The following is a 25710-nucleotide window of genomic DNA, read 5'->3' as shown; positions in this document are numbered from 1 at the left end:
GGAATCACGGGGCCGATGGCCCCTCGCCCGCACGCGACGACGCCCCGGCCGAGTGGACCGGCCGGGGCGTCGTCGGGGGGCTCAGGAGGCGTTGACCTCAGCCGCGAGGGCACGGATGCGGTCGTCGCCGAGCTCGAGTCCGATCTGCGCGAAGCGCTGACGCAACACCTCGGCGACGCGCTCGTCGCTCTTGCCGCCGACGTCGGCACGGGTCTGTACGACGACTCCGGCGATGCGGGCCTCGTCGTCGGTCTCGTGCGTGTCCATGATCGGTTCCGACTGCTCGTCGGGGCGTGCCGCGCGCTTGCCCTCGTCGTGCAGTGCTCCGCCGACCGAATCAGCGGGCGACGCGCCGCCATCGGGGCCGGTGGAAGGTTGTGGGGCTCGGGTCTCGTCCGACATGTCAGTCCTCCGTGCTCATATCGGGGTCGATGCCCTGGCTGGCGGCATCCCCCTCGATGGGGTCCGAAGGAGCGGCGTCGTTCAGGCGCGACGACCCCTTCGCGTTCTCGTTCTGCTCTGCGGTCTCGCCGTCGGCGACGGCGCCGCTCTCCCACCCACCGGGCGGGTCGGCGTTGATGACACCTTCCGGCAGGTCGCGGTCGTCGGTCATGACTTCCCCTTTCGACGCCTCCAGCATCCCGGCATCGCGGGTCACGCGGGCAGGGGTTGACGCCCGCCGGGGCGCTGCGTAGTCAGGTGCGCTGTTTCAGGATGCCGGCACGCTCGGGGTGGGCTTCGAACCACTCCCCCACGTACCAACAGACGGGAAGAATCTCGCGGTCGCCGCTCGCCTCGATGGCATTGACAGCCCGTTCGGTGATGACGGCGGCGTAGCCGTGCCCGCGAAAGGTCGGGATGGTGAACGCCCGGGTGAGGGCGATTGTGCGACCGTCGTCGCGGTAATCGAGAACGGAGACCAGATCGTCGCCCCGATGCAGGGTGAAACGGGACGCGGCCTTGTCGTCGGCGAAAAGCAGGTCAGCCATGACGAGAGGCTACGCCGCCCACGAGCAACGGGCGTCGACGGCGCAGAATGCACGGTCCGCTCTCACCTTCGCCCCGCCCGACTGAGCAGAATGCGCGAGGCATCGGCATCCGGGGCGATTTGACGTCGCGGGACTTCTTGCGTCATAATCCCCCCATGACTGTCAATGCGCGTTCTCTGTCCGCCCGGGAGGCGAACGGGACTGCCGGCATGATGATGCCCGGCCGCGTTGTCATGTGTTGTCGAATGTGCCGCTAACAGCGACCCTCGCTCCGACGATCTCGAGCTTCTGAACGCCGACGTCGTCCACCGGTCGTCTGCGTCGCGCGTCGATCACGCGTGTCCGGACACCGCGCACCGGCCTCTCGGCTCTCACCTCCCGTCGAACCCCGCCTCGTGACGACGCCCGGGTTCACACACCCAAGGACTTCATCCTCATGTCGATCTCCGCTGTTCTCGACCGCCCCACCACCTCCGTCATCCGCCCGACCGCCGCGAGCCCCGCGGCCGCGCGTCCCGCCGTCGCACCGGCCCCGGCTGCCGCGGCGCCCGCCCCCGCAGCCGCCCCCGCCGCCCCGGCGGCCCGCCCCGCGCTCCCCGCGGGTTCGGCCCCGCGCGGTTTCGCCCTCTACGTCGGCATCGACGAGGCGAAAGCCGCGGCCGCCGGAGTGAGCCTCGGCACGCTCGTCGAGGCACTGCGCCGCACGCTGGGCGAGCTCGCCCCCGCCGCCGAGACGTACGCCACGGTCGCCCTCGCCCCGACCGGAGCCGGTGGCCGCGACGTCGACGTGGTGCGCCTCGCCCTGCACGAGCCGTCCGCTGTCGCCCGCACCAAGGACGAGCCCGCCGAAGAGGACCGTGCGCCCGGCGGCGTGGTCGTCGACATCTCGCGCAAGCGCGTGCTCATCGACGGTGAGTCGGCCGCGTTCACCTTCAAGGAGTTCGAGCTCCTGCAGTACCTCGTGCTGCGCGAGGGTCGCACGATCGAACGCGCCGAGCTCGTGGCATCCCTCTGGGAGGGCTCGACCGACGACGACGCCCCCGGCGAGCGCACCATCGACGTACACGTGCGCCGACTGCGCGCCAAGCTCGGCGCGTACGAAGACATCGTGCGCACGGTGCGCGGCGTGGGGTACCGCTTCGACCGTCACGCCGACGTCTCGATCCGCTACGGTCACGGCACCCCCTCACCCGACCGCTTCTGATCGATCACCCCGCACCTCGCGCGTTCCAGCGGGCGCGATGAAGCCCCGGATGCCGCGATGTCGGCGGGGCGACGTAGGGTGTCGGCATGAGATCGACCGGGGTGCGCACGCGGCAGACGCCGCGCGAGCTTCCGGTCCCGACCGAGCGCCCGATCGAGGGTGAGTACCGTCCCGCGCAGCCCGTCGACATCGGTCGCGCCGTTGCCGCCCAACGACACGGCCGCAACGACCCGACCTACTTTTCGTCGATGCCGCTGCGCGACGGCGGTGTCGTCTGGCGCGTCAGCCGCACCCCGCTCGGCGTCGCGACACTCGCCCTGCGCCAGAGCATCGGGGGCGCGGTGCGCGCGGCGGCGTGGGGCCCCGGTGGCGAATGGGCGCTCGACCAGCTGCCGGCGCTCTGCGGCAAGCTCGACGATCCTGACGGATTCGATGCCTCGCGGCATCCCTCGGTCGCTGAGTGGCACCGGCGGCACCCCGACCTCCGCATCGGACGCACCGATCTCGTCTTCGACGCGCTGGTCAGCGCCATCATGGAGCAGAAGGTCACGAGCCTCCAGGCGTTCTCGGCCTGGCGCAGCATCGTCACCTGGTACGGCGAACGCGCCCCCGGTCCCACCCCGCGGCCGCTGTTCGCCCCGCCCGACATCGACGGGTGGCGTCACGTCCCGTCGTGGGCGTGGCATCGCGCGGGGCTCGAGCCTCCGCAGTCCCGCACGATCGTCGAGACGGCGCGACGTGGCGAGTCCGTCGTGCGCGCGGCGAGCGCCGCCACCGACGGCGAAGCGCGCGACCGCGTGTTCATCAGCCTTCGCGGGGTCGGCATCTGGACCAGTGCCGAGACGCGTATCCGCGCCTTCGGAGATCCGGATGCCGTGAGCGTGGGCGACTACCACCTCGCGCACCAGGTGGGGTACGCCCTCACCGGCCACCGCACCGACGACGACGGCATGCTCGAGCTGCTCGAGCCCTTCGCGGGACACCGCCAGCGCGTGATCCGGCTCATCTACGTCGGCTCGGCGCTCGAACCGCGCCGCGGACCGCGACTGCACCCCGAGGACCATCGCGACCGCTGACCGCTTCGGCCTCCGTATCGCCGGGAGAAGCGAGCGCGTGCCCCACCGACATCGGCGAGGTAAGGGCGGGCCCGGGCGATGCGAACCGAAGACCAGGCGACGTCAGTGACCCCGCGGCGCCCGCCAATACCCGGTGAACGAGATCGCACGCTTGTCGACGCCGACGCGCACCCACTGCCGGCGCATCGCGGCCACGAGCGACTGCTCCCCCGCCACCCACGCGTAGGCGGGTGTTTCCGCAGCCGCCGCGATCGCCTCGTCGCGAATCGAGATCCCGGGCGTCGCGCGCGGGTCCGCGCGGACGACCCATCGCACCTCGACACCCGCGGGAGCGACGAGGTCGCGCACGTCCCCCGCATCCGGGACTTCGATCATCGCCGTGCCGGTGGCGTCAGCGGGGAGGGATGCCAGGATGCCGGCGATCGCGGGGAGCGCCGTTTCGTCGCCCACGAGGGCGTAGGGTCCCGTGAGACCGGCGGCCGGGGTGAAGAGGATGCCCTCGTCGAGGATCGCGACCGCGTCACCCGGGCGGCAGGTCTCCGCCCAGGTCGCTGCGGGGCCTGCGGTCCCGTCGGCGGCGGAGCCGTGCAGCACGAAGTCGATGTCGAGCTCCGGGCCGTGCTCGCCCGAGGGACGGAACCCCGCGACGGTGTAGTTGCGCAGGACCGGACGCTCGGTCTTGGCGATCGCGAGGTATCGGAAGTACGCGAGGGTGTCGAGCCGGCTCGGCAGGCGCGAAAGCGAGCCCTCGGACACGGGGAGGAACAGCCGGAACCACTGGTCCCGCCCCAGCGGTGAGAAGCGCTCGAGATCGTCACCGATCACCGTCACGCGCGCGAACGAGGGCGAGAGGCGTCGCCGCTCGCGCACCCGGAGGGTGAGGAGTTCGCTCTTCTCGGGCTTCTGCCGCGTCTGGGCGGCGTTCGTACGGGCCATGGTCTTCTTTCGCGTGCGGGTCGGGGTGGAGGGGGCTGCCCCTAGGCTGGGCGCATGACGCAGACGGGAACGGGTTGGCCGCGCGGACGCACGTATTGGGTCCTCGGCAGCGTGGTGCTGTTCATCGTCGGCATCGTGTTCGGCCTGGTGTGGCAGAACGTGTGGCTCGGCCTGATCCTGGCCGCCGCCGTGTCGGTGGGATGGCTCATCGCGTACGAGTCGAGCCGCGGGCGGAACGTCGGCGTGAACGACGAGGACAATGGCATCCAGTTGTGACGATGACGGCTCATCGGTAGTACACCGCCAAGGGGTACGGGCCGTCTCGGCGCACCTCTACGGGCGTGCCGAAGACGTTCTCGAGCGTCGATGAGGTCATGAGGTCGTCCGGCGTGCCGACGTGCACGACCCTCCCGTCCGACAGCGCGACGATGCGGTCGGCGTAGGCCGCCGCGAAGTTGATGTCGTGCACCACGATGACGATGGTCTTGCCGAGCTCGTCGGCAGCCCGCCGGAGCTGGCCCATCATCGCGACGGCGTGCTTCATGTCGAGGTTGTTGAGCGGCTCGTCGAGGAGGATGTAATCGGTGTCCTGCGCGAGCACCATCGCGACGTAGGCCCGTTGGCGCTGTCCGCCGGAGAGCTGGTCGAGGTACCGACCCGACAGCTCGGTCAGGTCGAGGAAGGCGATGGCCTCGTCGATCCTCGCGTGGTCGTCGGCGGTGAGACGGCCGTGCGAGTGCGGGAAGCGCCCGAAGCCGACGAGTTCGCGCACGGTGAGGCGCGTGACGAAGTGATTCTCCTGGCGGAGGATCGACACGATCTTCGCGAGCGCGCGCCCGGGCGTCGTCGTCACGTCGTGGCCGGCGATGGTGACACGACCGCTCGTCGCCGTCGCCAGGCGCCCGACGATTGTGAGGAGGGTCGACTTGCCCGCGCCGTTCGGGCCGACGAGCGCCGTCACCCCACCGGCCGGGATGTCGAGGGTCACGGGACCGAGCACGGTGAGGTCGCCGTAGGTCATGGTGACATCGGTGAGCGAGATCACAGGCTGCCCTTTCGAAGCAGATAGACGAGGAAGAACAGGCCGCCGACGAACTCGATGATGATCGAGAGCATCCCGGCGGCGTAGAACACGTGCCGCAGCACGAAGTACCCGCCGAGCAGGGTCGCCATGCCGAGCAGCACGGCGAACGGCAGCACCACGCGGTGCTGCGCCGAGCCCGCGAGCTGGTACGCGAGGGTCGCGACGATGAAACCGAAGAACGTCATCGGACCCACCATCGTGGTCGACACCGAGATGAGCACGGCCACGAGCACGAGCATCCCGACGACCTCGCGCCGGTAGGCGAGTCCCAGATTGACGGATGCCTCGCGGCCGAGCGCCAACACGTCGAGCCGGTGTCGCGCGCGCCAGACGAGCACGAGCACCACGGCGACGACCAGGGCACCCCACGGCAGGTAGTCGGCATCCGAGTTCGACAGGTTGCCGAAGAGGCGGGCCGACAGGATGTCGAAATCACTCGGGGTGAGCAGCCGCTGCATGACCGTCGAGAGCGAGCCGAAGCCGACCCCCAACACCACGCCGACCAGCAGCATGATGTGGAGGTTGCCGCGGCGGCCGGCGAACAGCCAGCCGTAGAGCAACGTGGCGAACCCGACCATGAGCACGCTCTGGACCACGACCTTGAGCAGGCCGTCGGTCGCCGAAAGCGCGGCACTGCCGAAGAAGAACACGAGCGCGGTCTGCATCACGACGTAGAGCGCGTCGAACCCCATGATCGACGGGGTCAGGATGCGGTTCGCCGTGGCCGTGTGGAACAGCACCGTCGCCACCGCCTGGCAACAGGCGACGAGGGCGATGGTCGCGACGCTCACGACGCGCAGGTTGACGGCGAGCCAGAAGGCACGTGAACCGGGCTCACCCGGCACGTTCCAGGTCAGCACGCCCACGGCCGCGACCACCACGATGAGGATCAGGATGCCGAAACCCAGGGCGATCCGCGGACGACGGAGCCCCCGCACCGGAGCAGGACGGGTCAGCACCTCAGCCACGAGCACGCATCCTCAGCAGCAGGGTGATGAACACCGCCGACCCGACGACACCGAGGATCATCGACACGGGGACCTCGAACGGCATCCGGATCACCCGTCCGACGATGTCGCACACGATGACGATGGCCACGCCGCCGAGGCACACCCAGGGCAGGTTGGCGCGGGCGTTGTCGCCGCGCCACATCGAGACGAGGTTCGGAACGACCAATCCGAGGAACGGCAGGAAGCCGACGACCACGGTCGTGACGCCCGTGGCGACGGCGACGAGACCGGTGCCGATGAGCATCACCCGCGTGTGATCGAGGCCGACGGAGGTCGCGATGTCGCGACCGAGGCCGGCGACCGTGATGCGGTCGGCGTAGAGGAAGACGAGGAAGACCACGATCGCCACGACCCAGAGCACCTCGTACCGCCCGCGGACGATCGAGGTGAAGCTGCCCATGAACCACGTCCCGAGCATCTGGAGGGAGTTCGTCGACACGGCGAGATAGGTCGTGAACGCCGAGACCACCGCACCGAGCATGATCCCGATGAGCGGTACGACGAGAGAGGACCGCAACGAGATCCGGCGCAGGATGCCGATGAAGATCATGGTCCCGACGAATGCCGCGACGGATGCCACGACCATGCGCACGAGCAGAGGTGCGGCCGGGGCGAGGAGGACCGTGACGAGTAGTCCCAGGGCGGCCCATTCGGAAGTGCCCGTGGTGGACGGCTCGACGAAGCGGTTCTGCGTGAGCAGCTGCATGATCAGGCCCGAGACGGCCATCGCGCAGCCGGCGAGGACGAGCGCGAGCGTACGCGGCACGCGCGAGATGAAGAACATCTCGGCGCCGAAGGAGTCGCCGGCGATGTCGTAGGTGCCGACGAAGAGCGAGAGCACGACGAGAGCTGCGACCCCGAAGCCCGCAGCGGGCAGCGCGACCCGAGGTGGGAGGACGGTCTGTCTCATGGCATCCCTCTCTGGCCTCCTCGCTCGAGCGTGAGGGGTCACTTTCTGTCGCCCGGGGCGAACCCAGGCGACACTTTTTGACCCCTCACGCGCGCGCGGCGGAGGCCGGGATCAGGAGGCGAACGCCTCGGCGGCCGAACGGTAGAGCTTCGTGTAGGCCTGGATTCCCTCGTCGAGGTAGAAGCTGCCGTCGAGGTAGACGATCTGCCCCTTCTGCACCGCGGGGACGTTCTTCAGCGCCTCGGCGTTCTCGACGAGCTCCTGCGCCGAGACGTAGCCGTCCTCGCCGAACATCGCGTCACGGTCGAGGACGAACAGCCACTCCGGGTTCGCGGCGGCGATCGCCTCGACGCTGATGTCGTCTCCGTGCGATGCGTCCTCGGCGGCGCGGTCGAGAGCGGGAGTCAGGCCCAGCGTCGGGAAGAGGTGGCCGACACCGCGGCCCTCTCCGGGAGCGGCGTAAGAGATCTTCCCTCCGGAGGTGATCAGCCCCATCACCGTCTGCGACGGGTCGTATGCGGCCTTCGCGTCGGCGATCGCGGCATCCAGGTCGGCGTTCAGCTTCGCCGCCTCGTCGTTCTTGTCGAAGACCTGGCCGAGGATGGCGGTCTGGCGCTTGAGCTCGGACGTGTGCTCCTCGCCGTCGCGCGGGCTCGTCTCGATCGTCGCGGGCTGGATCTCTTTCAGCTGGTCGTAGATCTCGCGGAAGCGGTATCCGCCGACGATCAGGTCGGGCTCGGAGGCGAGGATGTTCTCGATGTTCGGCTCGCGGTGCAGGCCCGCGTCGAGCACCTCATCGCCGCCCGAGAGCGAGGGCCAGAGGTCGTACATGAGCGGCTTGGGGGCCGCGACGAGCTTCACGCCCCACTCGCTGAGCGTCTCGAACGTCGTGTTGTCGAGCGCGACGACCCGCTCGGGGGCCACGGGAACCTCGATCGAGCCGTGGTTGTCTTCGACCGTGACGGTGGTCGCGGCGGCCTGCTCGGCAGGAGCGGCCGCTCCCGAGGCGCAGCCGGTGAGGGCCAGAACCGCCGCGACGGACGCGGCGGCGAGGGGACGAATCAGACGGGTACTCATGCGGGATCTCTCCAGTGCTGTATGTGCGATGAGGACCGGCCACACTCCGGGGCCGGTCGCGAAGTTAGGTTAGCCTTAGCTTTGTGAAGATGTCGAACCCGGGCCTCGGAGCCCGCCTCGAACCCCGCCGTCACGAGCTGGTCTTCCGCTCGGCGAAGCTCGCCGCCCGAACCTTCCTGACACCGTCGTACGTCCGGCTGCGGCTCGAGGGAGCCGACCTCCGGGGTTTCGACTCGCCCGGCGCCGACGATCACATCCGCGTGTTCTTCCCGTCAGAACCGGCGGACGACGTTCGGTCCGCACCGAGCCGCGAGTACACCCCGGTGAGCTGGGATGCCGAGAGCGGCTGGCTCGACATCGACGTCGCTCTGCACGGTGACGGGGTCGGCAGTCGCTGGGCCGAGACGGCTCCCCTCGGCGCACCCGTCGGCGTCGGAGGGCCGCGCGGCTCGATGGTGCTCGTCGGGCGCCCGGACGCGTGGCTCCTCGCGGGCGACGAGACAGCGGTTCCCGCGATCCGCCGATTCGCCGCGGCGATGGACGACGACGCCGTCGGTCGCATCGCGATCGAGGTTCCGGATGCCGCCCACGACCTCCCCGTCGCCGCTCCCCCGGGCGTGCAAGTGATTCAGGTGCATCGGGGCGACCGACCGGCCGGCGAGGAACTCGCGGACTGGCTCGACGCGCTCGACGTCGAGGAGCAGCCGGAGGGATGCGTTTTCGGCTTCGTCGCCGCGGAACAGTCGATCGTCCGCGCCGGACGAGCTCTGCTGCTCGATCGGTGGTCGAGCGACCCCGCCGCCACCGTGGTCAAGGGGTATTGGAAGCGCGGGACAACGGAATACCACGCTCCGCACTGAACGTGTCCGACGCCGGCGGTCAGAGCACGGGGCCCGGCCAGGCGTTGCGCACGAGTGTCCGCGCTCTACTCGCGCTCGACGCCGGCCGCGAACGCGAGTACGCGTGCCCGCAGGAACGGGGTCGCGTACACCGACGACGCGCCGGGAGCGGGAGCTGCCGTGGCCGTCGCCGTCGCGTCGCTGAGGGCTCCGCGGACGAGGGGCACCTCGGCCCCCGCGTCGGCGAGCGCGTCGACCGCGCGCACCGCGTACTCGTCGCCGACGGCGATGCGCTGCTGGACCGCCGCCGTCGGGTCGACGCCCTCGGGAACGCGCACCGCCTGCTGCGTGGCGAGCGGCGGAACGGTGCGGCTGAAAGCGGTCGCGGCGAGCGCGAGACCGAGCCACGCGTCGTCGTCGGCGATCGACTCGAGGTCGTCGCGGGCGGCGTCGAAGGCAGCGAGCCGCACGGCCGGCAGGTCGCCCGCGCTGACGGGTGCGTCGCCCGCGCGCGACTCGTACGCGTCGGTGGCGGCGATCGCCGCCCGCCGCAACAGCGAGCCGAGGCCGTCGAGGTCGGCGTCGCGCGAGATCGACCCCGCCCCGGTGCCGAGCGCATCGCGCAGCGCGGCGCTCTCTTGCGCACGGGCGAGCGCCGAAGCCGCGAGAGCCGCGGCGGTCGGCGCCGCTTCTCCTCCCGCGTCGAGGGCGGCCTCCGCGTAGGCGGCGAGCGCGTAGGCATCGGCGGCCGCTCCGACGACCTCGAGCGAGAGATCGGCGGCGTCGAGCGTTTCGGGAGGACTCTGCGACGCCTCGTCCAGCAGGTCTTCCGCCGCCGTGCGCGTGACACCGACCGACGCCGCGTCAGCGGCCGGGGCACCCGCCACCGCGGCATCGTCCGCTGCCGTCGCGGCGGCGGCGAATGCTCCCCCACCGTCGCCGGCCTCGCGTAGCGCTCGTGCGCGGTCGGCGGTCGCACGGGAGCGCTCGGCGAGCGAGGCGTCGCTCGCCGTCGTGAGCGATGCCTCTGCGCGGGGCCAGCGCACTGTTGACGGCGATGTCGAACGCATCGTCGCCAGGTTCGGCCGGCCCCTCCGTCGCGGTCGGCAGCGGCGTCGGAGAAGCGGCGGGGGTGGGGAATGCCGCCTCCGGCAGGTCTTCGCCGGTCATGATCGCGTAGGCACTCGCGACGTCGGCGACCTCGGTGATGGTCATTCCGCCGGTCGCCGCGACCTGATCGAGGTCGATCGGTTGGCCGTTGGCATCCGCGGCGATCCGCTGTCCGACCGGGACGAGGATGGTGTCGATCCCGCCCGCCTCGATCGCCGCCGACACCTGCTCGGGCAGGCCCGCGACCGGGCTCACGGTTCCGAACGGCGTCACCCCTCCCGCGAGGGCGACGCCGGGCTGGATCTCGCTGCCGTAGTAGAGCGCGAGCACGCCGACCGCGGTCACGGCTCCGGCGGCGGGAGTGTTGATGCGGGCGTCGAAGCCGAAGGTGTACGCCGTGTCGGGACGCGCCCCGGTGAGGAGCGTGGCCGCCGTGACGGCGGTCCAGGTCGCGGACTGCGTGACCGGGGCGACACCGCTGACGTCGTTCTCGGTGATGTCAATGCTGAGGTCGCCGCCGTCGGCCGCTTCGGCGGTGATCCGTTGGGTCGCCACACCTCCCTTGCCGCCGCTGACGTAGAGCACCGGGACGGTGAGCTCACTGCCTTCGAAGTGCCCGTCGGGCTTGCCGCCGAAACCGAGCGAGAACCCGAGGTCGCACCCGGCGAGCACGAGCGTGCACGCGAGGGCTAGGGCCGTCACCGCCGCCGCGCGGGCTCTCACGCGTCGGCCTCGCCGACGTAGAGCGCGCAGGTGGTGTCGTAGTAGTCGGCCGTCTCACCCGCCGGGCGCAGCCCGATGCGCTGCGCGACGGCGCCGGATGCCGTGTTCACCGGATTCGTGACCGCCACGATCGTGCGGATGCCGTTCTCGTGGGCGAGCGCGAGGACCGCGGCCGCGGCCTCGGTGGCGTACCCGGACCCCCACGCGTCGGGGTGGAAGTGCCAGCCGATCTCGATGTCTTCGGGCCGCCCGTCGCCCGCACCCGCCGACCAGGGGATGCGCTTCAATAGCACTGATCCGAGCCGGCGGCCGTCGCGCGTCTCGACGGCTCGGACTCCGAGGATGCCGTCGGCCAGGCTCGTCCAGCGGTCGAGGGTCGCGTCGACCTCGGCCGGATCGGTCATCGCCCGGCCGTCGCCGAGGTACTGACGGACTTCCGCTCGCCGGTACATGTCGAAGAGGAACGCCCGGTCATCGTCGGACCGGGTCCATTCGCGCAGCACGAGGCGCTCGGTGTCGAGGCGCGTGCGCCGCATGGGCACGTGCGGGATGCCGTCCTCGGCGAAGGGCGCCCCCGACACGACGAAGCCGAATCGTCCGTACCACGACGCCAGGTGAGCCTGCGCGTCGAGAAGGATCGGGACGCCGGGGGCCTCGGCATCCAGAATATCGACGGCCTCGCGCATGAGGTCGGCAGCGAGGCCACGGCCACGGGCTGCGGCAGCGGTGGCGACGCGGCCGATGCGCGTGTTCGTCGGCTCGCGCAGGAGGCGGAGGGTCGCGAGCACCTCGTCGCCCTCGCTGGCCCACATCAGCTCGGCACCCGGCTCGATGTCACGGCCGTCGATCTCGGGGTAGGCCGCTTCTTGCTCGACGACGAACACCGTCACGCGCAGCCAGAGGAGGCGATACAGAGTGCGGGGGTCGATCTCAGCGACGGGCGCCCGGTGCAGGGTGACGGCCATCCTTCGACCGTACCCCGGGGTGCCGCCCGGGGTCTGCTTGTACGTCAGCCCGTGCCGAAGCGTCGCGACGCGGCGACCTGCTCGGCGACGCGACGGAGAGCGAGGATCAGCGGCTCGACGAGAGCGGTACCGAGCACCACGTACCGCACCGCGTCTTCGATCGATGTCTCGGGCGTCGCGGCGAGTTCGGCCTCGGCGATCGCGAACAGGTGCTCGAGGTACGCGTCCATCACGGTCTCCGGCACCGTGAACCCCGCGCGATCGAGGGCCGCGAGGGCGTGCGCGACCGCCGCGAGTTGCTCGGGGAAACATTTCTCGGGGCTTCCCCCCATCCGCTCGAGCAACGCGGTGGCCTCCGTCAGGTCGGGGTCTCCGACGACCTCGGGTGTCACCGCGGCGTTGGCCGCACCGAGAAGGTCGTAGGGGTTCTCGGGTGGCTCCTCGAGCACGCCGACGACCTTGCGCACCCCCGCGATGCCGACGCCGGCGTCGACGAGCGCGCGGATCACCCCGAGCCGCTGCACGTGCGCGGTGCCGTAGGACGCCTGCGTGGGCGAGGATCGCTCCCCTTCCGGCAGCAGCTTCTCGCGCAGGTAGTACTTGATCGTCGCGACGGGGACGCCGCTCTCCGTCGACAGTTCTGAAATCCGCACGCCGACCCCCTTGACTCGATAGCTCTACTATCCAACACTAGATAGCACCACTATCGAGCGAGGACGAGCCCATGGCATCCATCAACCCGGGTCGAATGACCCATCGTTACGACGGCGAACTGGTCGTCTTCCACATCGGCATGACCGTCAACAAGTGGTGGAGACCCGACCAGTGGATGCCGCTGATGGGTGACATGCCCCGGATGCTGCGCGAGCTGAGCGTAGACCCCGACTCGGGGCTGCTCGGCTCCACGATGCTGCTCGGAGCGCGCGGGCCCTACCTCGTGCAGTACTGGTCGTCGCTCGAGAAGCTGTACGCGTACGCCTCCGCCCCCGAGCACGAGCACCGCCCCGCGTGGACCCGTTTCAACCGACGTGCGCGGAAGACTCCGGGCGCGGTCGGCATCTGGCACGAGACGCACGTCGTCGAGCGCGCCGAGACGATCTACGTCGCAACGCCCCCGATGGGATTGCCGAAGGCCACCGAACTCGTGCCGATCGCGTCCCGCCATGACCGCGCTCGGGCGCGCGTGGCGGACGGGCGGACCCCGGGTCCCGCCCCGGTGAGCTGAGGGCCAGACTGGAGCCATGGCTTCGATCCTCACGACCGCGCACGACCTGCACGACGCCCTCGCCGCCGGGACCTTCCCCGATGGCGGGCGCGTGCGCGTCCTCGACGTCCGCTGGCGCCTCGACCGCCCCGACGGGCGCCCGGAGTACCGCGCCGGACACATCCCCGGCGCGCAGTACGTCGACCTCGACCACGACCTGGCAGCTCACGGCGCGCCCACCGAGGGCCGGCATCCGCTCCCTCCGGTCGAGACGCTCCAGGCAGCCGCGCGACGCTGGGGCATCGACGCGGGTGACACGGTCGTGGTCTACGACGACCTCAAGAACATGTCGAGCGCGCGTGCATGGTGGCTTTTGCGGTACGCGGGGGTGGCGGACGTCCGGCTGCTCGACGGCGCGCTGCGCGGCTGGACCGACGCGGGCTTCGAGGTGGAGGAGGGGGATGCCGAGACCCCGACGCCCGGGACGGTCGAGCTGACGTACGGGGCTCTGCCGAGGCTCGAGCTCGACGAGGTGGGGGCGTTCGCCGAGTCCGAGCTGCTGCTCGACGCCCGCGCCGGCGAGCGGTACCGCGGCGAGGTCGAGCCGATCGACCCTCGAGCGGGTCACATTCCCGGTGCGATCAGCGCCCCGACGACAGAGAACGTCGGCGGCGACGGGCGCTTCCTCGAGCCGGATGCGCTGCGTTCGCGGTTCCGGATGCTGGGGGCCGAGGACGGCATGACGGTCGGCGTCTACTGCGGCTCCGGGGTGACGGCGGCGCATCAGGCCGTGGCGCTGACGCTCGCGGGCTTCGAGCCGCGCGTGTTCCCGGGGTCGTGGAGCCAGTGGTCGAACCACGAGGAGCTGCCCGTGGCGACCGGGCCGGAGCCGCGGTAGCGGTCGCCCCCGCGAGCCAGGTGGCTGAGCTTGTCGAAGCCACCGATCCATCGGTGCCCCGGTCCCTTCGACAAGCTCAGGGACCTCCGCCGCGAGCCAGGGACCTCCGCCGGAGCCGCGGTAGCGACTACCCCGGCCGCGATCCAGGTGGCTGAGCTTGTCGAAGCCACCGATCCATCGGTGCCCCGGTCCCTTCGACAAGCTCAGGGACCTCCGCCGCGAGCCAGGGACCTCCGCCGGAGCCGCGGTAGCGACTACCCCGGCCGCAACCCAGGTGGCTGAGCCTGTCGAAGCCACCGGAACCTATGACCAGAGGTCGCTCACCGGGATCTCGCGCCCCAGCACGTTCTCGGCCGCACGGTGACCCGAGAGCATCGCACCGGGAACGGTCGCCGGGTCATCGCCCCACGTCGCTTCGCCCGCGAGGTGCAGCACGCCGCCCACCGGGACGGCGAGCTGATCGTGGTCGGGACCGACCGAGCCGGGGAGCATGTACGCGTACGAGCCCCGCGCGAACGGGTCGTCCTGCCAGCGCGTCACGACCGCGCTCTCGGGTTCGGGGACGTCGTTCCCGTAGAGCCGCCGCAACTGCGCCACCGTCGAGGCGACGATCTCCTCGTCCGACCACTCCCGCGTCGCGACCGCTGCGGGTCCCGCCGCGAACGTCAGCAGGGCGGGCTCGTCGTGGATTCGGCCGAGGTCGTACCAGGAGTGCCACCACTGCCCCTCGGCGCCGAGCTGACGGATGCCGTAGACCTCGGCATCCCAGAACCTCTCGGGGAAGCGCAGCACGACCTTCTCGAAGGCGTTCATCCGCAACAGGGCCAGGGCGCGGCGATGCGTCTCGGGCAGCGCCGGCTCGATGACGAGATCGCCGGACTGCAGGACGCCCACCGGGACGGTGACGATGACGTTCGCGGCCGAGAAGGCGCCGCGATCGGTCTCGACGGTGACCCCTTCGGGCGACCAGCGCACCGCCGACACGACGTGCGACAGCCGCACATCGACCCCGTCGGCGAAGTTGCGGGCGAGCTCGTCGTATCCGCGGGGGAAGACCACCTCGTCGCCGTTGACGGTGTCGTCGTCGAGGCCGTGCGCCCCGAGCCCCGTCATCGCGACGCCGTACTGCTCCTGGGCGCGACGGTCGTTGTACTCGCGCACGCGCGTCTTGCGCTCGTCGTCCCAGTCCTGCTGGGTCAGCGCTCGCTCGACGACGTCAGCGTACGTGGCATCCGGAGCGGAGTCCGCGATCACATCGATGAGGGCCGCGTTCAGCGCACGGATGTCGGCGGCGTACCCCTCGATCTCCTCGGCGGAGAGACGCGACCCGTCCTCGCCGAAGTACGTCAGCGGCCGTCCGGCAGGCTGATATCCACCGACCGTGAACTCGACCATCGGCATCCCGAACGCGCGCGCCGCCTCGGCGACCGGGCTGTCGTCGATCCCGTGGATCCACGACGCTCCGCGGTCGGTGACGTGTCCGCCGGAGCGGTCGGTGTGGGTCCGGCCACCGATCCGATCGCGCGCTTCGAGCACGATGACGCGGCGTCCGGCACGCGTGAGCAAGCGCGCCGCGGCGAGACCCGACACACCTGCCCCCACGACGATCGTGTCGACGGTCTCCACGGATGCCTCCCCAGCGTCGGACACGCCCCCGACCGGGGCCGCGTCGCCTTTCCGGAGAACGTACTGTGCCCCGCCCACCGGCGACAGCCACCACGACGTACGGTGGCGCGGGCCGGTTTCGACGGCGCGTATAGGCGCGCGCCCCGGCTCAGGCGACCGGCGCCTCCTCGTCGAGCGCGCGCGGGGTGACGCCCTTGCGGCCGTACCGCCACCAGAAGAAGAGGTAGCAGAGGCCGACGAACGGGATGCCGAAGTACAGCGCCGGAGCCTGTTCGGGGTCGAAGGCGATCGCGACGATCGAGGCCGTCAGCAGGACGAACGCCAGGATCGGCACCACCGGATAGAACGGTGTGCGGTAGACGAGTGTCGCGACATCTCCCCCGCCGCGGACGAACGCACGCCGATGGAAGAACTGCGCCGCGACGATCGACATCCACACCGCCACCGCGGCGAAGCCGGCGATCGACACGAGCACGAGGTAGACGGTCTCGGCGGCGATGACGCTCGAGATGAGCGAGACGAGACCGATCGCCAGGCTCACCAGGAGGGCGATCATCGGGATGCCACGGCGGGTGAGCCGCGTGAAGGCACGTGGCGCGTATCCCTCTTCGGCGAGCGAGAACAGCATCCGCGCACACGAGTACAGGCCGCTGTTCCCCACCGAGAGCAGCGCGGTGATGACGACGAAGTTCATGATGTCGGCCGCGTACGGCACACCGACGTACTCGAAGACGTCGACGAACGGGCTCGAGCTGAGCCCCGCCTGTTCGTAGGGAAGGAGCGCGGCGATCACGGTGATCGAGCAGACGAACAGCACGAGCAGCCGCAGCACGGTCGACCGCAGCGCGCGGGGGATGTTGCGGCCGGGATCCTTCGTCTCGCCCGCGGCGACACCCACGAGCTCCGCGCCGCTGAAGGCGTAGAAGACGGCGAGCGAGGTGATGAGCACGCCGCCCAGTCCCGCCGGCAGCAGACCGTCGGGCGTCTCGAAGTTGCTGAGCAGCACCGCCTCGTGCGGGCTGGTCGACAGCGGGGTGAACCCGAAGATCGCCATGGTCCCCAGCACGATGAGCGCGAGGATCGCGATGACCTTGATCGCCGCGAACCAGAACTCGGTCTCCCCGAACACGCGCGCCGAGATCGCGTTGAGGGTGAACAGGGTGCCGGCGAACACCAGACACCACACCCACACGTCGACGTTCGGGAACCACCGCTGCATGAGGATTCCGGATGCCGTGAATTCCGATCCGAGGGCAACCACCCAGCAGAGCCAGTACAGCCAGGCCGTGACGAAACCGGTCGCCGGTCCCATCGTGCGGGCCGCGTAGATGTGGATGGATCCCGAGACCGGGTAGACGACGGCGAGTTCGCCGAGGCACACCATGACGAGCCACACCACGAAGGCTCCGAGCAGGTAGGCGAGCACGGCCCCGAGGGGCCCCGCCTGGTGGATCGTGTAGCCGGAGCTGAGGAAGAGCCCCGACCCGATCACGCCGCCGAGGGCGATCATCACCAGGTGGCGGGCGCTCATGGCGCGGCGCAGTTGCCGTTGCGGGGCGTGCTGTGCCGTGGACGGATCCGAGGGGCGGTTCATGGATGTGCTCGCATTCGTGCTCGGAGCGGATGCCGCCGATACTCGCGGACGCCGCGAGCCAGAGTAATCGATCGGACGTTCGTCGCCTCTCCCGGGCGTCCCGACGCGCGGACGAGCGACGCGGGAAGTCGTCGTTCGCGACCCCTGGCTACGCTGTGACGATGACCCCCGCCGATCCAGGAGCCGCCGTCGCCGACGACGAGGCGACGTCGACTGTCATCCGGGCCTTCGACGTCATCGCGAGCCTCGCGCTCCTCACGCGCGAGGGGCAGGGGGCCTCCGCGACGGACGTCGCCCGGGCGCTGGGACGGGAACGATCGCACGTCTCGCGCACCCTTGCCGCTCTCGCGGACCAGGACGTCGTCGCTCGCGACGCCGGGCGCCGCTACCGGCTGTCGTGGGCGTGGTACACCGCCGCCGAGGACCTCGTCGACCGGCGTCTGCGTCTCGAAGGGCTCAGCGTGCTCGACGAGCTCGCCGCGACCACGGGAGAAGCCGTCTTCCTCGGCGTTCTGCGCGGAGATACGACCGTCACGATCGTCGAGAGCGTGCCGGCGGTGTCGCGCATGATCGGCACCTGGGTGGGCCGTGCCTACCCCGCGTTCTGCAGCGACGCGGGTCAGGCGGTGCTGTGGGACGCCCCCGACGACGAGGTTCGGGCCGTCTTCGCCGCCACCGCCTTCGAGAGCGAGGGCCCTCGGGCGCCGCGCTCCGTCGACGATTTCCTGACCCGGCTGCACGCCGCCCGCGAACGCGGATACACGATCGTCGACGAGGAAGCCGAGGCCGGCCTCTACTCGGTGGCCGCTCCGGTGTGGGACTTCCGCGGCGAGGTCGTCGCTGCGGTCCAGGTCGTCGGAGAGCGGGCGGTCCTGCAGCCGCGCACGGCGGGGCTCGCCGATGCCTGTCTCACCGCGGCCGCCACGTTGTCGACGCGCTTGGGGCACGGCATCCACTGACGCTCAGGCCTGGGCGAGAGTGCTCAAGCGCTCCGCGCTGTCGGCGAGCAGGGCCTCGATCCGATCGTCACGACCGTTTCCGGCGGCCGAACCGCTGAGCGACACCGCCGCGACGATGCCGTGCCGACCCCGGACGGGCAGGGCGTACTCGTCGACTCCCGCCACGTACTCTTCGTGCGCGACCACAAGTCCGCGCGCCCGGTCTCGTCGCTGCAGGGCATCGACGGCGGCGACCGTGCGAGCCGCACCGGGACCACCGACGCCGACGAACTGCGCCTCGCCGAGCAAGGCGTCGAGGTCGGCGAGCGAGTGATCCCAGAGCAGCGCCCTTCCGGCGCCCGTGCACCAGATCGGGGTGACCGCCGCGGGACGGAGGGTGCCTTCGCCGGCGGCATCCGCCCCCTCGACACGGAGCAGCAGCGCCCGCGGCCCATCAGCGGCGACGACCCGCGCCGTCATGCCGAGCTGTGCCGCCATGCCCCGGAGGTGGACGCGGGCGGCGCGCAGCCACGGTTCGTGTCGTGCCCCCGCCGCGACGAAGTACGCCCGCCCCGCGCGGAGCGCCGAGGACTCGTCGCGTTCGACGAAGTCGAGGCGGCGCAGGTCCTGTGTGACGCGGGAGGCGCGACTGCGTTCGACGCCCGCGGCCTCGGCCAGGCGCGACAGCGCCCAGCCGGGCCGACCCGATCGCTCCCGCTCGACCGCGGTGTGCAGCAGGGCGAGTCCCTGCGTCAGCGAGGCGGGCGGGTTCATCAGCGTCCTTCGTGTGCGGGAGCCGCCGGCGCCTCCTCGTCGACGACGGCGGCGGGCGCAGCTCCTCGACGACCGTACCGCCACCAGAAGAACAGGTAGCACGCGACGACGAACGGGATGCCGAAGTACAGCGCCGCGACCTGGTTCGGATCGAAGGCGATCGCGACGATCGAGACGCCGAGCAGCACGAACGCGAGGATCGGCACGACGGGGTAGAACGGCGTGCGGTAGGCGAGCGTCTTCACATCACCACCCCCGCGGACGAAGGCCCGTCGGTGGAAGAACTGTGCCGCGACGATCGACATCCACACCGCGACGACGGCGAAACCGGCGATCGAGACCAGCACGAGGTAGACGGTCTCGGCGGCGATCACGCTCGACACCAGGGAGACGAGTCCCACGGCCATGCTGACGCTGAGGGCGACGATCGGGATGCCGCGGGAGGTGAGCTTCGTGAACGCGCGCGGTGCGTGCCCTTCTTCGGCGAGCGAGAACAGCATCCGCGCGCACGAGAAGAGGCCGCTGTTACCCGCCGAGAGCAGCGCGGTGATGATGACGAAGTTCATGATGTCGCCGGCGAAGGGCACCCCGACGTACTCGAAGACGTCGACGAAGGGGCTCGACGTCAGGCCCGCCTGCTCGTAGGGCAGGATCGCGGCGATGACGGTGATGGAGCCGACGAAGAGCACGAGAAGGCGCAGCACCGTCGAGCGCAGGGCCTTCGGGATGTTCCGGGCGGGGTCCTTCGTCTCACCTGCGGCGACACCGATGAGCTCCGAGCCGCTGAACGCGTAGAAGACGGCGAGAGAGGTCATGAGCACGCCGGCGATACCGGTGGGGAAGAGCCCGTCCGGCGTCGAGAAGTTGCTGAACAGGACGGCCCCGGGGTGCTCGGACGACAGCGGGGTGAAGCCGAAGATCGCGGCACCGCCGAGCACGATGAGCGCGACGATCGCGACCACCTTGATGAGCGAGAACCAGAACTCCGTCTCCCCGAACACGCGCGCTGAGATCGCATTGAGGGTGAACAGGATGCCGGCGAAGATCAGGCACCACACCCACACCTCGACGCCGGGGAACCACCTCTGCATCAGGATCCCGGCCGCGGTGAACTCGGAGCCCAGGGCGACGACCCAGCAGAGCCAGTAGAGCCATGCCGTGGTGAAGCCGGTCGCGGGGCTGATCGCGCGGGCCGCGTAGATGTGGAAGGCGCCCGACACGGGATAGGCCACGGCGAGCTCTCCGAGGCACGACATCACGAGGTACACGACGAAGGCGCCGACGAGGTAGGCGACGATCGCCCCCAGGGGCCCGGCCTGATTGATCGTGTACCCCGAGCTGAGGAAGAGCCCCGACCCGATGACGCCGCCCAGGGCGATCATCACGAGGTGGCGCGCGTCCATGGAGCGCTGCAGGCGGCGCAGCGGCACCTGTGTCGCGACGGTCTGCGGCAGGGCGTTCGGAAGGGACGTGGAGTCGGTGGAGCGTGGCATGGCGTCTCGCATTCGGAAGAAGGGGAACGGATCGCGTTTCGTGTGGCATGAACACTGCCCTGTGTTCATTTCGCACATGTTTCCTCGGACAGTAGCGGTCCCCGCCCCTGCGCTCAAGAGTGCGGAGAGTCGGGAAACCGGTCGGACAATCCGTCACCCGCACCGACATATCGGCATCCGCCGCCGCCGAAATGCCAGGCGCAGAGCGACACGACGGCGACGGACGATATCCGCAGACCCCGTCCTGCACCCTTCCGAGGAGACCCATGAACCGTCACGATCTCGCCCTCATCGGCTTCGGCGGCGTGAACCGCGCCCTGGCCGAACTCATCCGCGACCGCGGCGACGAGCTCGCGACCGAGCTCGGCTTCGCACTCCGTGTCGTCGCGATCACCGATCTGCGTCTCGGATCTCTCATGCAGGAGGACGGCATCGATCTGGACGCCGTCTTCGCTCTGGCACCGGGCGCGACGTTCGCCGGCTGGCCGGGTGGGGATGCCGAGCCCCGCAACGTCGAGGTCATCCGGAACACGACCGCCGACATCGTCGTCGAGGCGACATTCACCAACCCGATCGACGGCGAGCCCGGCGTCTCGCACGTGCGCCTCGCTCTGGAGGCGGGGAAGAGCGTCACCACGACCAACAAGGGACCGGTTGCTCTCGCCGGTCCGCAGTTGAACGCGATCGCCGCCGCGAACGGCGTCCACTTCGCCTACGAAGGCTCCGTCGTCAGCGGTACGCCCGTGTTGCGTTTCGCCGCCTCCACCCTGCAGGGGCTGCGCGTCGACGCGGTGCGCGGCATCCTGAACGGCACGAGCAACTATGTTCTCGGCCAGATGGAGGCGGGCATGGACCTCGCCGCGTCCGTCGCGGAGGCGCAGACCCTCGGCTACGCGGAAGCCGACCCGACCGCCGACATCGAAGGCTCCGACGTACGTCTGAAGGTCGTGATCCTCGCCAACGAGGTCCTCGGCGCCGACATCACCCCCGCCGACGTGACCTGCACCGGCATCACGGGAATCACTCCCGCCGATATCGTGGATGCCGCCGCCCGCGGGCTGCGCTACAAGCTCATCGGCGCGGCCGAACGCCTGGCCGACGGCTCGGTGCGCGCGAGCGTGGAGCCCGTCGCCCTCCCCCTCACCCACCCGCTGGCCGGCATCAGCGGCCCCACCAACGCGGTGTCGTTCGAGACCGACCTCCTGGGGACCGTGACCGTGAGCGGCCCCGGGGCGGGACGCGTCGAAACGGCATACGCCCTGCTCTCGGACATCATCGAGATCGACGCCCGCGTGGCGCAGACCGCGGCGGCACGGCGATGACACTCATGACTCCCGCCGACGCTCTCGAGGTGCGCAATCCGCTCGACGACTCGGTGATCGGGAGCGTCCCGACCATCGGCGTGAACGACGTGCCCATCGTGCTCGATCGCGCTCGCGTCGGCGCCGCTCTGTCGCGAGACCTCTCCCGCTTCGCCCGGCACGCGGTCCTGCACCGGGCGGCACAGCTGCTCGAGGACCGTGCCGACGAGGCGGCGGCGCTCATCGTGCGCGAGGCCGGCAAGACGATCCGGCAGGCCCGCAAAGAGGTGCGACGGGCCGTGACGACGCTGTCGCTCTCGGCCGAGACGGCGCGCGCGGCGACGGGTGAGGTCATCCCGTTCGACGCCTTCGAGGGGTCCGAGAATCGGAAGGGCTGGTTCACCCGCGAACCGCTCGGCATCGTCGTGGCGATCACGCCGTACAACGACGCGCTGAACCTCGTCGCGCACAAGCTCGGACCGGCTCTGGCCGGCGGCAATTCCGTGATCCTCAAGCCGTCGCCGCACACCCCGCTCACGGCGGAGTTCCTCGTCGGCATCCTGATCGACGCGGGTCTGCCCGACGAGATCGTGACGGTCGTACACGGCGATCGCGACGTGGCCGCGGCGCTGGTCTCGGCGCGCGAGGTGCGGCTCGTCTCGTTCACCGGCGGCTTCGCCACGGGCGAGGCGATCTCGCGCGGCGCGGGGCTGAAACGGCTCGCGATGGAGCTCGGCGGCAACGCCCCCGTCCTCGTGTTCGACGACGCCGACCTCGCTCACGCGGTCGACGCGTGCGTCTCGGGGGCGTTCTGGGCCGCGGGGCAGAACTGCGTCGGCGCGCAGCGCATCCTCGTGCACCGCGGCATCTACGCCGCGTTCCGCGAGCGTTTCGTGGCCGCGGCGGCGGCCCTGCGGGCGGGCGATCCGACCGACGAGGCGACCGACGTCGGGCCGATGATCACCGTGGATGCCGCGAAGCGCGCCGAGCGGGTCGTCGACGACGCCGTGCGAGCCGGTGCCCGCGTGCTCGCCGGTCATCGCCGCGACGGCTCGGTCTACGCCCCGACGGTCGTGGAGGGAGTCGCCCTCTCGTGCGAGCTGTGGGCCGACGAAGCGTTCGCCCCCGTCGTCGTCCTCGCGCCGTTCGACACCGAGGACGAGGCCGTCACCCAGGCGAACGACATCGACTACGCCCTGCACGCCGGGCTGTTCACGCGCGACCTCGGCCGCGCGCTGCGCGTGGCGGAGCGCCTGGAGGCCGGGGGCGTCATGATCAACGACTCCTCCGACTACCGCGTCGACAGCATGCCGTTCGGCGGGGCCAAATACGGGAGCATGGGCCGCGAAGGAGTGCGCTTCGCCTACGAGGAGATGACCCAGCCCAAGGTCGTGTGCATCAACGCATGACCCTCGGATGCCACGCCCTCCCGCCACGAGCACGAGGGCGTGGCATCCGCTCGGCGTCAGGCGCGGTCGATGACCCGCGTCAGCGAGACCGACGTGACGGTGTCGGAGACCCCGGGAAGCGCCGCGATGCTCTCCCAGATCTGGCCGATGCGGTCCATCGACTCCGCGCGCAGGGTCACGAGCAGGTCGAACTGCCCCGAGAGGATGTCGCATTGGACCACCTCGGGGATGCGCGCGAGCTCGGTGATGACGCCCGCGCCGCGCATGCGATCCGCCCGGTATACCAGCACGATGGCGGTGACGCGCCCGTCGTCGGCGCGACCGCGGGCGAGGGTGTATCCGACGATGAGACCGTCGCGTTCCATGCGCTCCATGCGCTGCTTCACGGCGTTGCGTGACAGGTGAACGCGAGCCGCCAGCGTCACGAGCGGGATCCGGGCGTCGGTCCGCAACTCGTTCAGGATGCGCTCGTCGACGGCGTCGATGCGGGGACCGGCCATGAGTGCTCCTCGTGCAAATTAGACACTCGCGCGTGTCTATATTGCACGCTAGGGTAGCTCAGATCGATCGCCCCGTCACCCGGCGACAGGAAGGCCACAGCGATGACGTCACGACCCGACCGCACCGACGCCGCGACCCTCTCCGAGGCGAGCCTCGCCGTCCACGCCGGCATCGAACTGGACAGCACGCGGGCACTGCGCACACCGCTCGTCATGTCGAACTCTTTCGCCTTGCCCGACGATCCCAGCGAGATCAGCTGGTCGGCGACTGCCCCCGGCCTCTACACGCGCAACACCGGCGTCAACCAGCAGGCCCTCGAGCGCAAGCTCGCCGCCCTCGAGGGCGGCGAGGACGCGGTGGCCCTGGCATCCGGAGTCGCCGCCCTGCACGCGGTGTTCTTCACGCACGTCAGCGCGGGCGACCACGTCGTCGTCAGCGACGTCGTCTACGAAGCGACCTGGCGCCTCTGGACCGAGCTGCTCCCCCGCCACTACGGCATCCAGGCGACCTTCGTGGATGTGACGGATCCGGATGCCGTGCGCGCGGCGATGCGGCCAGAGACGCGCCTCGTGTGCGTCGAAGCCATCGCCAACCCCACCACCAAGGTCGCCGACATCGCGATGCTCGCCGAGATCGCGCACGCCGGCGGGGCGATCCTCATGGTCGACTCGACGTTCACACCCCCGCCCTTCTATCGACCCCTCAGCGACGGTGCCGACCTCGTCGTGCACTCGCTGACGAAGTACATCAACGGCCACGGCGACGCGATGGGTGGGGCGGTGATCGGACGCTCCGAGTTGATCGAGCCGATCAAGGCCGACGCCATGGTCGACGTCGGCGGTGTCATCTCGCCCTTCAACGCGTGGATGATCCAGCGCGGTTCGGTCACTCTTCCGCTGCGACTGCGCCAGCACTTCGCGTCGGCACAGCGGGTCGCCGAGTTCCTCGAGGCCGATCCGCGCGTGGCGTTCGTCGCGTACCCGGGGCTGGCATCCCACCCCGGGCACGCGCTCGCTCGGCGGCAGTTCGGGGGTGACGCGTACGGCGGGATGATGGCGTTCGCCCTCGACGGCGACCCCGATGCGCAGAATCGGTTCGTGGCGAACCTTCGCCTGATCACGTCGGGGTTCTCGCTCGGTCACGACGACAGCCTCATCGTGCACACCGCCGCCGACGGTCCCCGCACCGCGACCTACCCGTCAGAGTTCCGCCGGTACGGTCACCTTCGCCTCTCGGTGGGTCTCGAAGACGCGGACGACCTGCTCGCCGATCTCGCGGCGGCTCTGGACGCCACGCCTCTCCGACGTCAGGACTGATCCAGCCACCCCGCGAAGGTCTGGCGCCCCTGCCGCGACGCGTCCGGTACCCCCCTGAGTCGACCCGAGCTCATCGCTTTTCCCATCGAACCCGGGAGCGGAATCTCGATCGCCGGCCGACGGCTTCCCCGTCGAGTCAGAAGCGCCCGGACCATGTCGACAAGGATCTCGTCTCGCGGCCCGACGAGGTCTGGCGCATCGCCCGCGGGGCCGGCCTCGGCGAGATCCACCAGGGCCTCGGCCACCTCGGCAGCCGCGACCGGCCTGACGGGTGCCCGGGGCACGACGATGAGCGGCCCCACCGATCCGCGCTCGATGGTCTGCGCCGCGAACTCGTGGAACTGTGCGGCGCGCAGCAGAGTCCACGGCAGCACACCCGCACGGACAGCGCGTTCCTGCTCCCCCTTCGCCCCGTAGTACGAAGACGTGACCCCGTCGATACCGACGATGGACAGCGCCACCAGGTGCGAGACCCCCGCTGCCGCGCCGGCCTCCTGGAGCGTTCGCGACACCGCGAGGAAGTAATCGGTCGCCCGTTTCCGTGACAGCGTCTGGATGCCACTGACGTCGATGATCGTGTCGACTCCGGCGAGCGCGTCTTCGGACAGCCCCTTCGTGAGGTCGTGCCCGCTCGACCGGGTGAGCGAGACGACCTCGTGGCCTCGGGCCCGGGCCACTCGATGGACGTGGGACCCGACGACTCCCGTCGCACCGCACACGGCGACCTTCATGA

28 protein-coding genes are annotated in these 25710 nt (G+C 70.5%); 10 read left to right on the top strand and 18 right to left on the bottom strand.

The features are described 5' to 3' along the window. Nucleotides 1–81: 81 nt before the first annotated feature. The 3 genes from QE388_RS09790 to QE388_RS09780 form a co-directional block, all read right to left on the bottom strand. Nucleotides 82–402: a hypothetical protein gene (locus QE388_RS09790; RefSeq protein ID WP_058597936.1), complete on the bottom strand. Its 321-nt coding sequence runs from the start codon at nt 400–402 to the stop codon at nt 82–84. Nucleotide 403: 1 nt separating this feature from the next. Next, nucleotides 404–613: a hypothetical protein gene (locus tag QE388_RS09785; RefSeq protein ID WP_058615074.1), complete on the bottom strand. Its 210-nt coding sequence runs from the start codon at nt 611–613 to the stop codon at nt 404–406. 82 nt (nt 614–695) lie between these two features. Then, nucleotides 696–989: a GNAT family N-acetyltransferase gene (locus QE388_RS09780; RefSeq protein ID WP_307385041.1), complete on the bottom strand. Its 294-nt coding sequence runs from the start codon at nt 987–989 to the stop codon at nt 696–698. A 436-nt stretch (nt 990–1425) separates the two neighbouring features. On the opposite strand from QE388_RS09780, the gene QE388_RS09775 reads away from it, so the two are divergent. Together QE388_RS09775 and QE388_RS09770 are read left to right on the top strand one after the other, a co-directional pair. Then, entirely contained in the window at nt 1426–2193 is a 768-nt protein-coding gene (locus QE388_RS09775; protein ID WP_307385040.1) for a winged helix-turn-helix domain-containing protein, read from the top strand. A gap of 86 nt (nt 2194–2279) precedes the next feature. Next, nucleotides 2280–3269 carry a DNA-3-methyladenine glycosylase gene (locus QE388_RS09770; RefSeq protein WP_307385038.1) on the top strand — a complete coding sequence of 330 codons (990 nt, stop codon included), beginning with the start codon at nt 2280–2282 and terminating at the stop codon, nt 3267–3269. A gap of 102 nt (nt 3270–3371) precedes the next feature. Here QE388_RS09770 and QE388_RS09765 read toward each other — a convergent pair whose 3' ends face one another. Next, nucleotides 3372–4205: a siderophore-interacting protein gene (locus QE388_RS09765; protein WP_307385036.1), complete on the bottom strand. Its 834-nt coding sequence runs from the start codon at nt 4203–4205 to the stop codon at nt 3372–3374. Between the two features lie 54 nt (nt 4206–4259). Here QE388_RS09765 and QE388_RS09760 point away from each other — a divergent pair, with 54 nt between their 5' ends. After that, on the top strand, nt 4260–4481 hold the full coding sequence (locus QE388_RS09760) for a hypothetical protein (protein ID WP_275801789.1): 222 nt from the start codon (nt 4260–4262) through the stop codon (nt 4479–4481). A gap of 10 nt (nt 4482–4491) precedes the next feature. On the opposite strand, the gene QE388_RS09755 is transcribed toward QE388_RS09760, so the two are convergent. The 4 genes from QE388_RS09755 to QE388_RS09740 form a co-directional block, all read right to left on the bottom strand. Continuing rightward, nucleotides 4492–5250, bottom strand: a complete 759-nt coding sequence (locus QE388_RS09755; protein WP_307385033.1) for an ABC transporter ATP-binding protein — start codon at nt 5248–5250, stop codon at nt 4492–4494. After that, complete coding sequence (locus QE388_RS09750) at nt 5247–6257, bottom strand: iron chelate uptake ABC transporter family permease subunit (protein WP_307385031.1); 1011 nt, start codon at nt 6255–6257, stop codon at nt 5247–5249. Before QE388_RS09750 ends, QE388_RS09755 begins: the two co-directional genes overlap by 4 nt. Continuing rightward, complete coding sequence (locus QE388_RS09745; protein ID WP_307385030.1) at nt 6250–7209, bottom strand: ABC transporter permease; 960 nt, start codon at nt 7207–7209, stop codon at nt 6250–6252. Before QE388_RS09745 ends, QE388_RS09750 begins: the two co-directional genes overlap by 8 nt. 111 nt (nt 7210–7320) lie before the next feature. Further along, the gene (locus QE388_RS09740) at nt 7321–8286 is read right to left on the bottom strand and encodes a siderophore ABC transporter substrate-binding protein (RefSeq protein ID WP_307385028.1); all 966 of its coding nucleotides are present in this window, start codon (nt 8284–8286) and stop codon (nt 7321–7323) included. Between the two features lie 89 nt (nt 8287–8375). Here QE388_RS09740 and QE388_RS09735 point away from each other — a divergent pair, with 89 nt between their 5' ends. Then, nucleotides 8376–9146, top strand: coding sequence for a siderophore-interacting protein (locus QE388_RS09735; protein ID WP_307387106.1), 771 nt, complete (start codon nt 8376–8378; stop codon nt 9144–9146). Nucleotides 9147–9211: 65 nt separating this feature from the next. Here the strand turns inward: QE388_RS09735 and QE388_RS09730 are convergent, their stop codons facing one another. The 4 genes from QE388_RS09730 to QE388_RS09715 are packed head-to-tail and all read right to left on the bottom strand — an operon-like array spanning nt 9212 to nt 12576. After that, nucleotides 9212–10012: a hypothetical protein gene (locus tag QE388_RS09730; RefSeq protein ID WP_307385027.1), complete on the bottom strand. Its 801-nt coding sequence runs from the start codon at nt 10010–10012 to the stop codon at nt 9212–9214. Continuing rightward, nucleotides 9990–10958 carry a S16 family serine protease gene (locus QE388_RS09725; RefSeq protein WP_307385025.1) on the bottom strand — a complete coding sequence of 323 codons (969 nt, stop codon included), beginning with the start codon at nt 10956–10958 and terminating at the stop codon, nt 9990–9992. Before QE388_RS09725 ends, QE388_RS09730 begins: the two co-directional genes overlap by 23 nt. After that, nucleotides 10955–11923, bottom strand: coding sequence for a GNAT family N-acetyltransferase (locus tag QE388_RS09720; RefSeq protein ID WP_275801795.1), 969 nt, complete (start codon nt 11921–11923; stop codon nt 10955–10957). Before QE388_RS09720 ends, QE388_RS09725 begins: the two co-directional genes overlap by 4 nt. A gap of 44 nt (nt 11924–11967) precedes the next feature. Next, on the bottom strand, nt 11968–12576 hold the full coding sequence (locus QE388_RS09715; RefSeq protein ID WP_307385022.1) for a MerR family transcriptional regulator: 609 nt from the start codon (nt 12574–12576) through the stop codon (nt 11968–11970). A gap of 71 nt (nt 12577–12647) precedes the next feature. Here QE388_RS09715 and QE388_RS09710 point away from each other — a divergent pair, with 71 nt between their 5' ends. Both QE388_RS09710 and QE388_RS09705 read left to right on the top strand, forming a co-directional pair. Then, nucleotides 12648–13148, top strand: a complete 501-nt coding sequence (locus QE388_RS09710) for a DUF4188 domain-containing protein (protein WP_307385021.1) — start codon at nt 12648–12650, stop codon at nt 13146–13148. Nucleotides 13149–13164: 16 nt separating this feature from the next. Then, nucleotides 13165–14025, top strand: coding sequence for a sulfurtransferase (locus QE388_RS09705; protein ID WP_307385019.1), 861 nt, complete (start codon nt 13165–13167; stop codon nt 14023–14025). Nucleotides 14026–14328: 303 nt separating this feature from the next. Here the strand turns inward: QE388_RS09705 and QE388_RS09700 are convergent, their stop codons facing one another. Together QE388_RS09700 and QE388_RS09695 are read right to left on the bottom strand one after the other, a co-directional pair. Continuing rightward, nucleotides 14329–15651 carry an NAD(P)/FAD-dependent oxidoreductase gene (locus QE388_RS09700; protein ID WP_307385017.1) on the bottom strand — a complete coding sequence of 441 codons (1323 nt, stop codon included), beginning with the start codon at nt 15649–15651 and terminating at the stop codon, nt 14329–14331. Nucleotides 15652–15799: 148 nt separating this feature from the next. After that, on the bottom strand, nt 15800–17245 hold the full coding sequence (locus tag QE388_RS09695) for an amino acid permease (RefSeq protein WP_307385015.1): 1446 nt from the start codon (nt 17243–17245) through the stop codon (nt 15800–15802). Between the two features lie 161 nt (nt 17246–17406). On the opposite strand from QE388_RS09695, the gene QE388_RS09690 reads away from it, so the two are divergent. Then, nucleotides 17407–18204 carry an IclR family transcriptional regulator gene (locus tag QE388_RS09690; protein ID WP_307385013.1) on the top strand — a complete coding sequence of 266 codons (798 nt, stop codon included), beginning with the start codon at nt 17407–17409 and terminating at the stop codon, nt 18202–18204. A 3-nt stretch (nt 18205–18207) separates the two neighbouring features. Here the strand turns inward: QE388_RS09690 and QE388_RS09685 are convergent, their stop codons facing one another. Together QE388_RS09685 and QE388_RS09680 are read right to left on the bottom strand one after the other, a co-directional pair. Then, entirely contained in the window at nt 18208–18957 is a 750-nt protein-coding gene (locus tag QE388_RS09685; protein ID WP_307385012.1) for an IclR family transcriptional regulator C-terminal domain-containing protein, read from the bottom strand. After that, nucleotides 18957–20450: an amino acid permease gene (locus tag QE388_RS09680; RefSeq protein WP_081318189.1), complete on the bottom strand. Its 1494-nt coding sequence runs from the start codon at nt 20448–20450 to the stop codon at nt 18957–18959. The genes QE388_RS09685 and QE388_RS09680 overlap by 1 nt, the downstream gene beginning before the upstream one ends. A 266-nt stretch (nt 20451–20716) precedes the next feature. Between QE388_RS09680 and QE388_RS09675 the strand changes: the two genes are divergently transcribed. Together QE388_RS09675 and QE388_RS09670 are read left to right on the top strand one after the other, a co-directional pair. Beyond that, nucleotides 20717–21772, top strand: a complete 1056-nt coding sequence (locus QE388_RS09675) for a homoserine dehydrogenase (protein ID WP_307385010.1) — start codon at nt 20717–20719, stop codon at nt 21770–21772. Nucleotides 21773–21777: 5 nt separating this feature from the next. Then, nucleotides 21778–23160: an aldehyde dehydrogenase family protein gene (locus QE388_RS09670; RefSeq protein WP_307385008.1), complete on the top strand. Its 1383-nt coding sequence runs from the start codon at nt 21778–21780 to the stop codon at nt 23158–23160. A gap of 56 nt (nt 23161–23216) precedes the next feature. On the opposite strand, the gene QE388_RS09665 is transcribed toward QE388_RS09670, so the two are convergent. Next, nucleotides 23217–23660, bottom strand: a complete 444-nt coding sequence (locus QE388_RS09665; RefSeq protein WP_307385006.1) for an Lrp/AsnC family transcriptional regulator — start codon at nt 23658–23660, stop codon at nt 23217–23219. Nucleotides 23661–23762: 102 nt separating this feature from the next. On the opposite strand from QE388_RS09665, the gene QE388_RS09660 reads away from it, so the two are divergent. Next, nucleotides 23763–24977 carry a PLP-dependent aspartate aminotransferase family protein gene (locus QE388_RS09660; protein ID WP_307385005.1) on the top strand — a complete coding sequence of 405 codons (1215 nt, stop codon included), beginning with the start codon at nt 23763–23765 and terminating at the stop codon, nt 24975–24977. Here the strand turns inward: QE388_RS09660 and QE388_RS09655 are convergent. Next, on the bottom strand, nt 24968–25708 hold the full coding sequence (locus tag QE388_RS09655; protein WP_307385004.1) for an SDR family oxidoreductase: 741 nt from the start codon (nt 25706–25708) through the stop codon (nt 24968–24970). The genes QE388_RS09660 and QE388_RS09655 overlap by 10 nt on opposite strands. Nucleotides 25709–25710: the final 2 nt, after the last annotated feature.

Origin of the sequence: Microbacterium sp. SORGH_AS_0969, from assembly GCF_030818255.1 — a bacterium.
In the GTDB taxonomy this organism is placed as follows: Bacteria; Actinomycetota; Actinomycetes; order Actinomycetales; family Microbacteriaceae; genus Microbacterium.
This window is presented reverse-complemented; position numbering and strand designations above follow the sequence as displayed.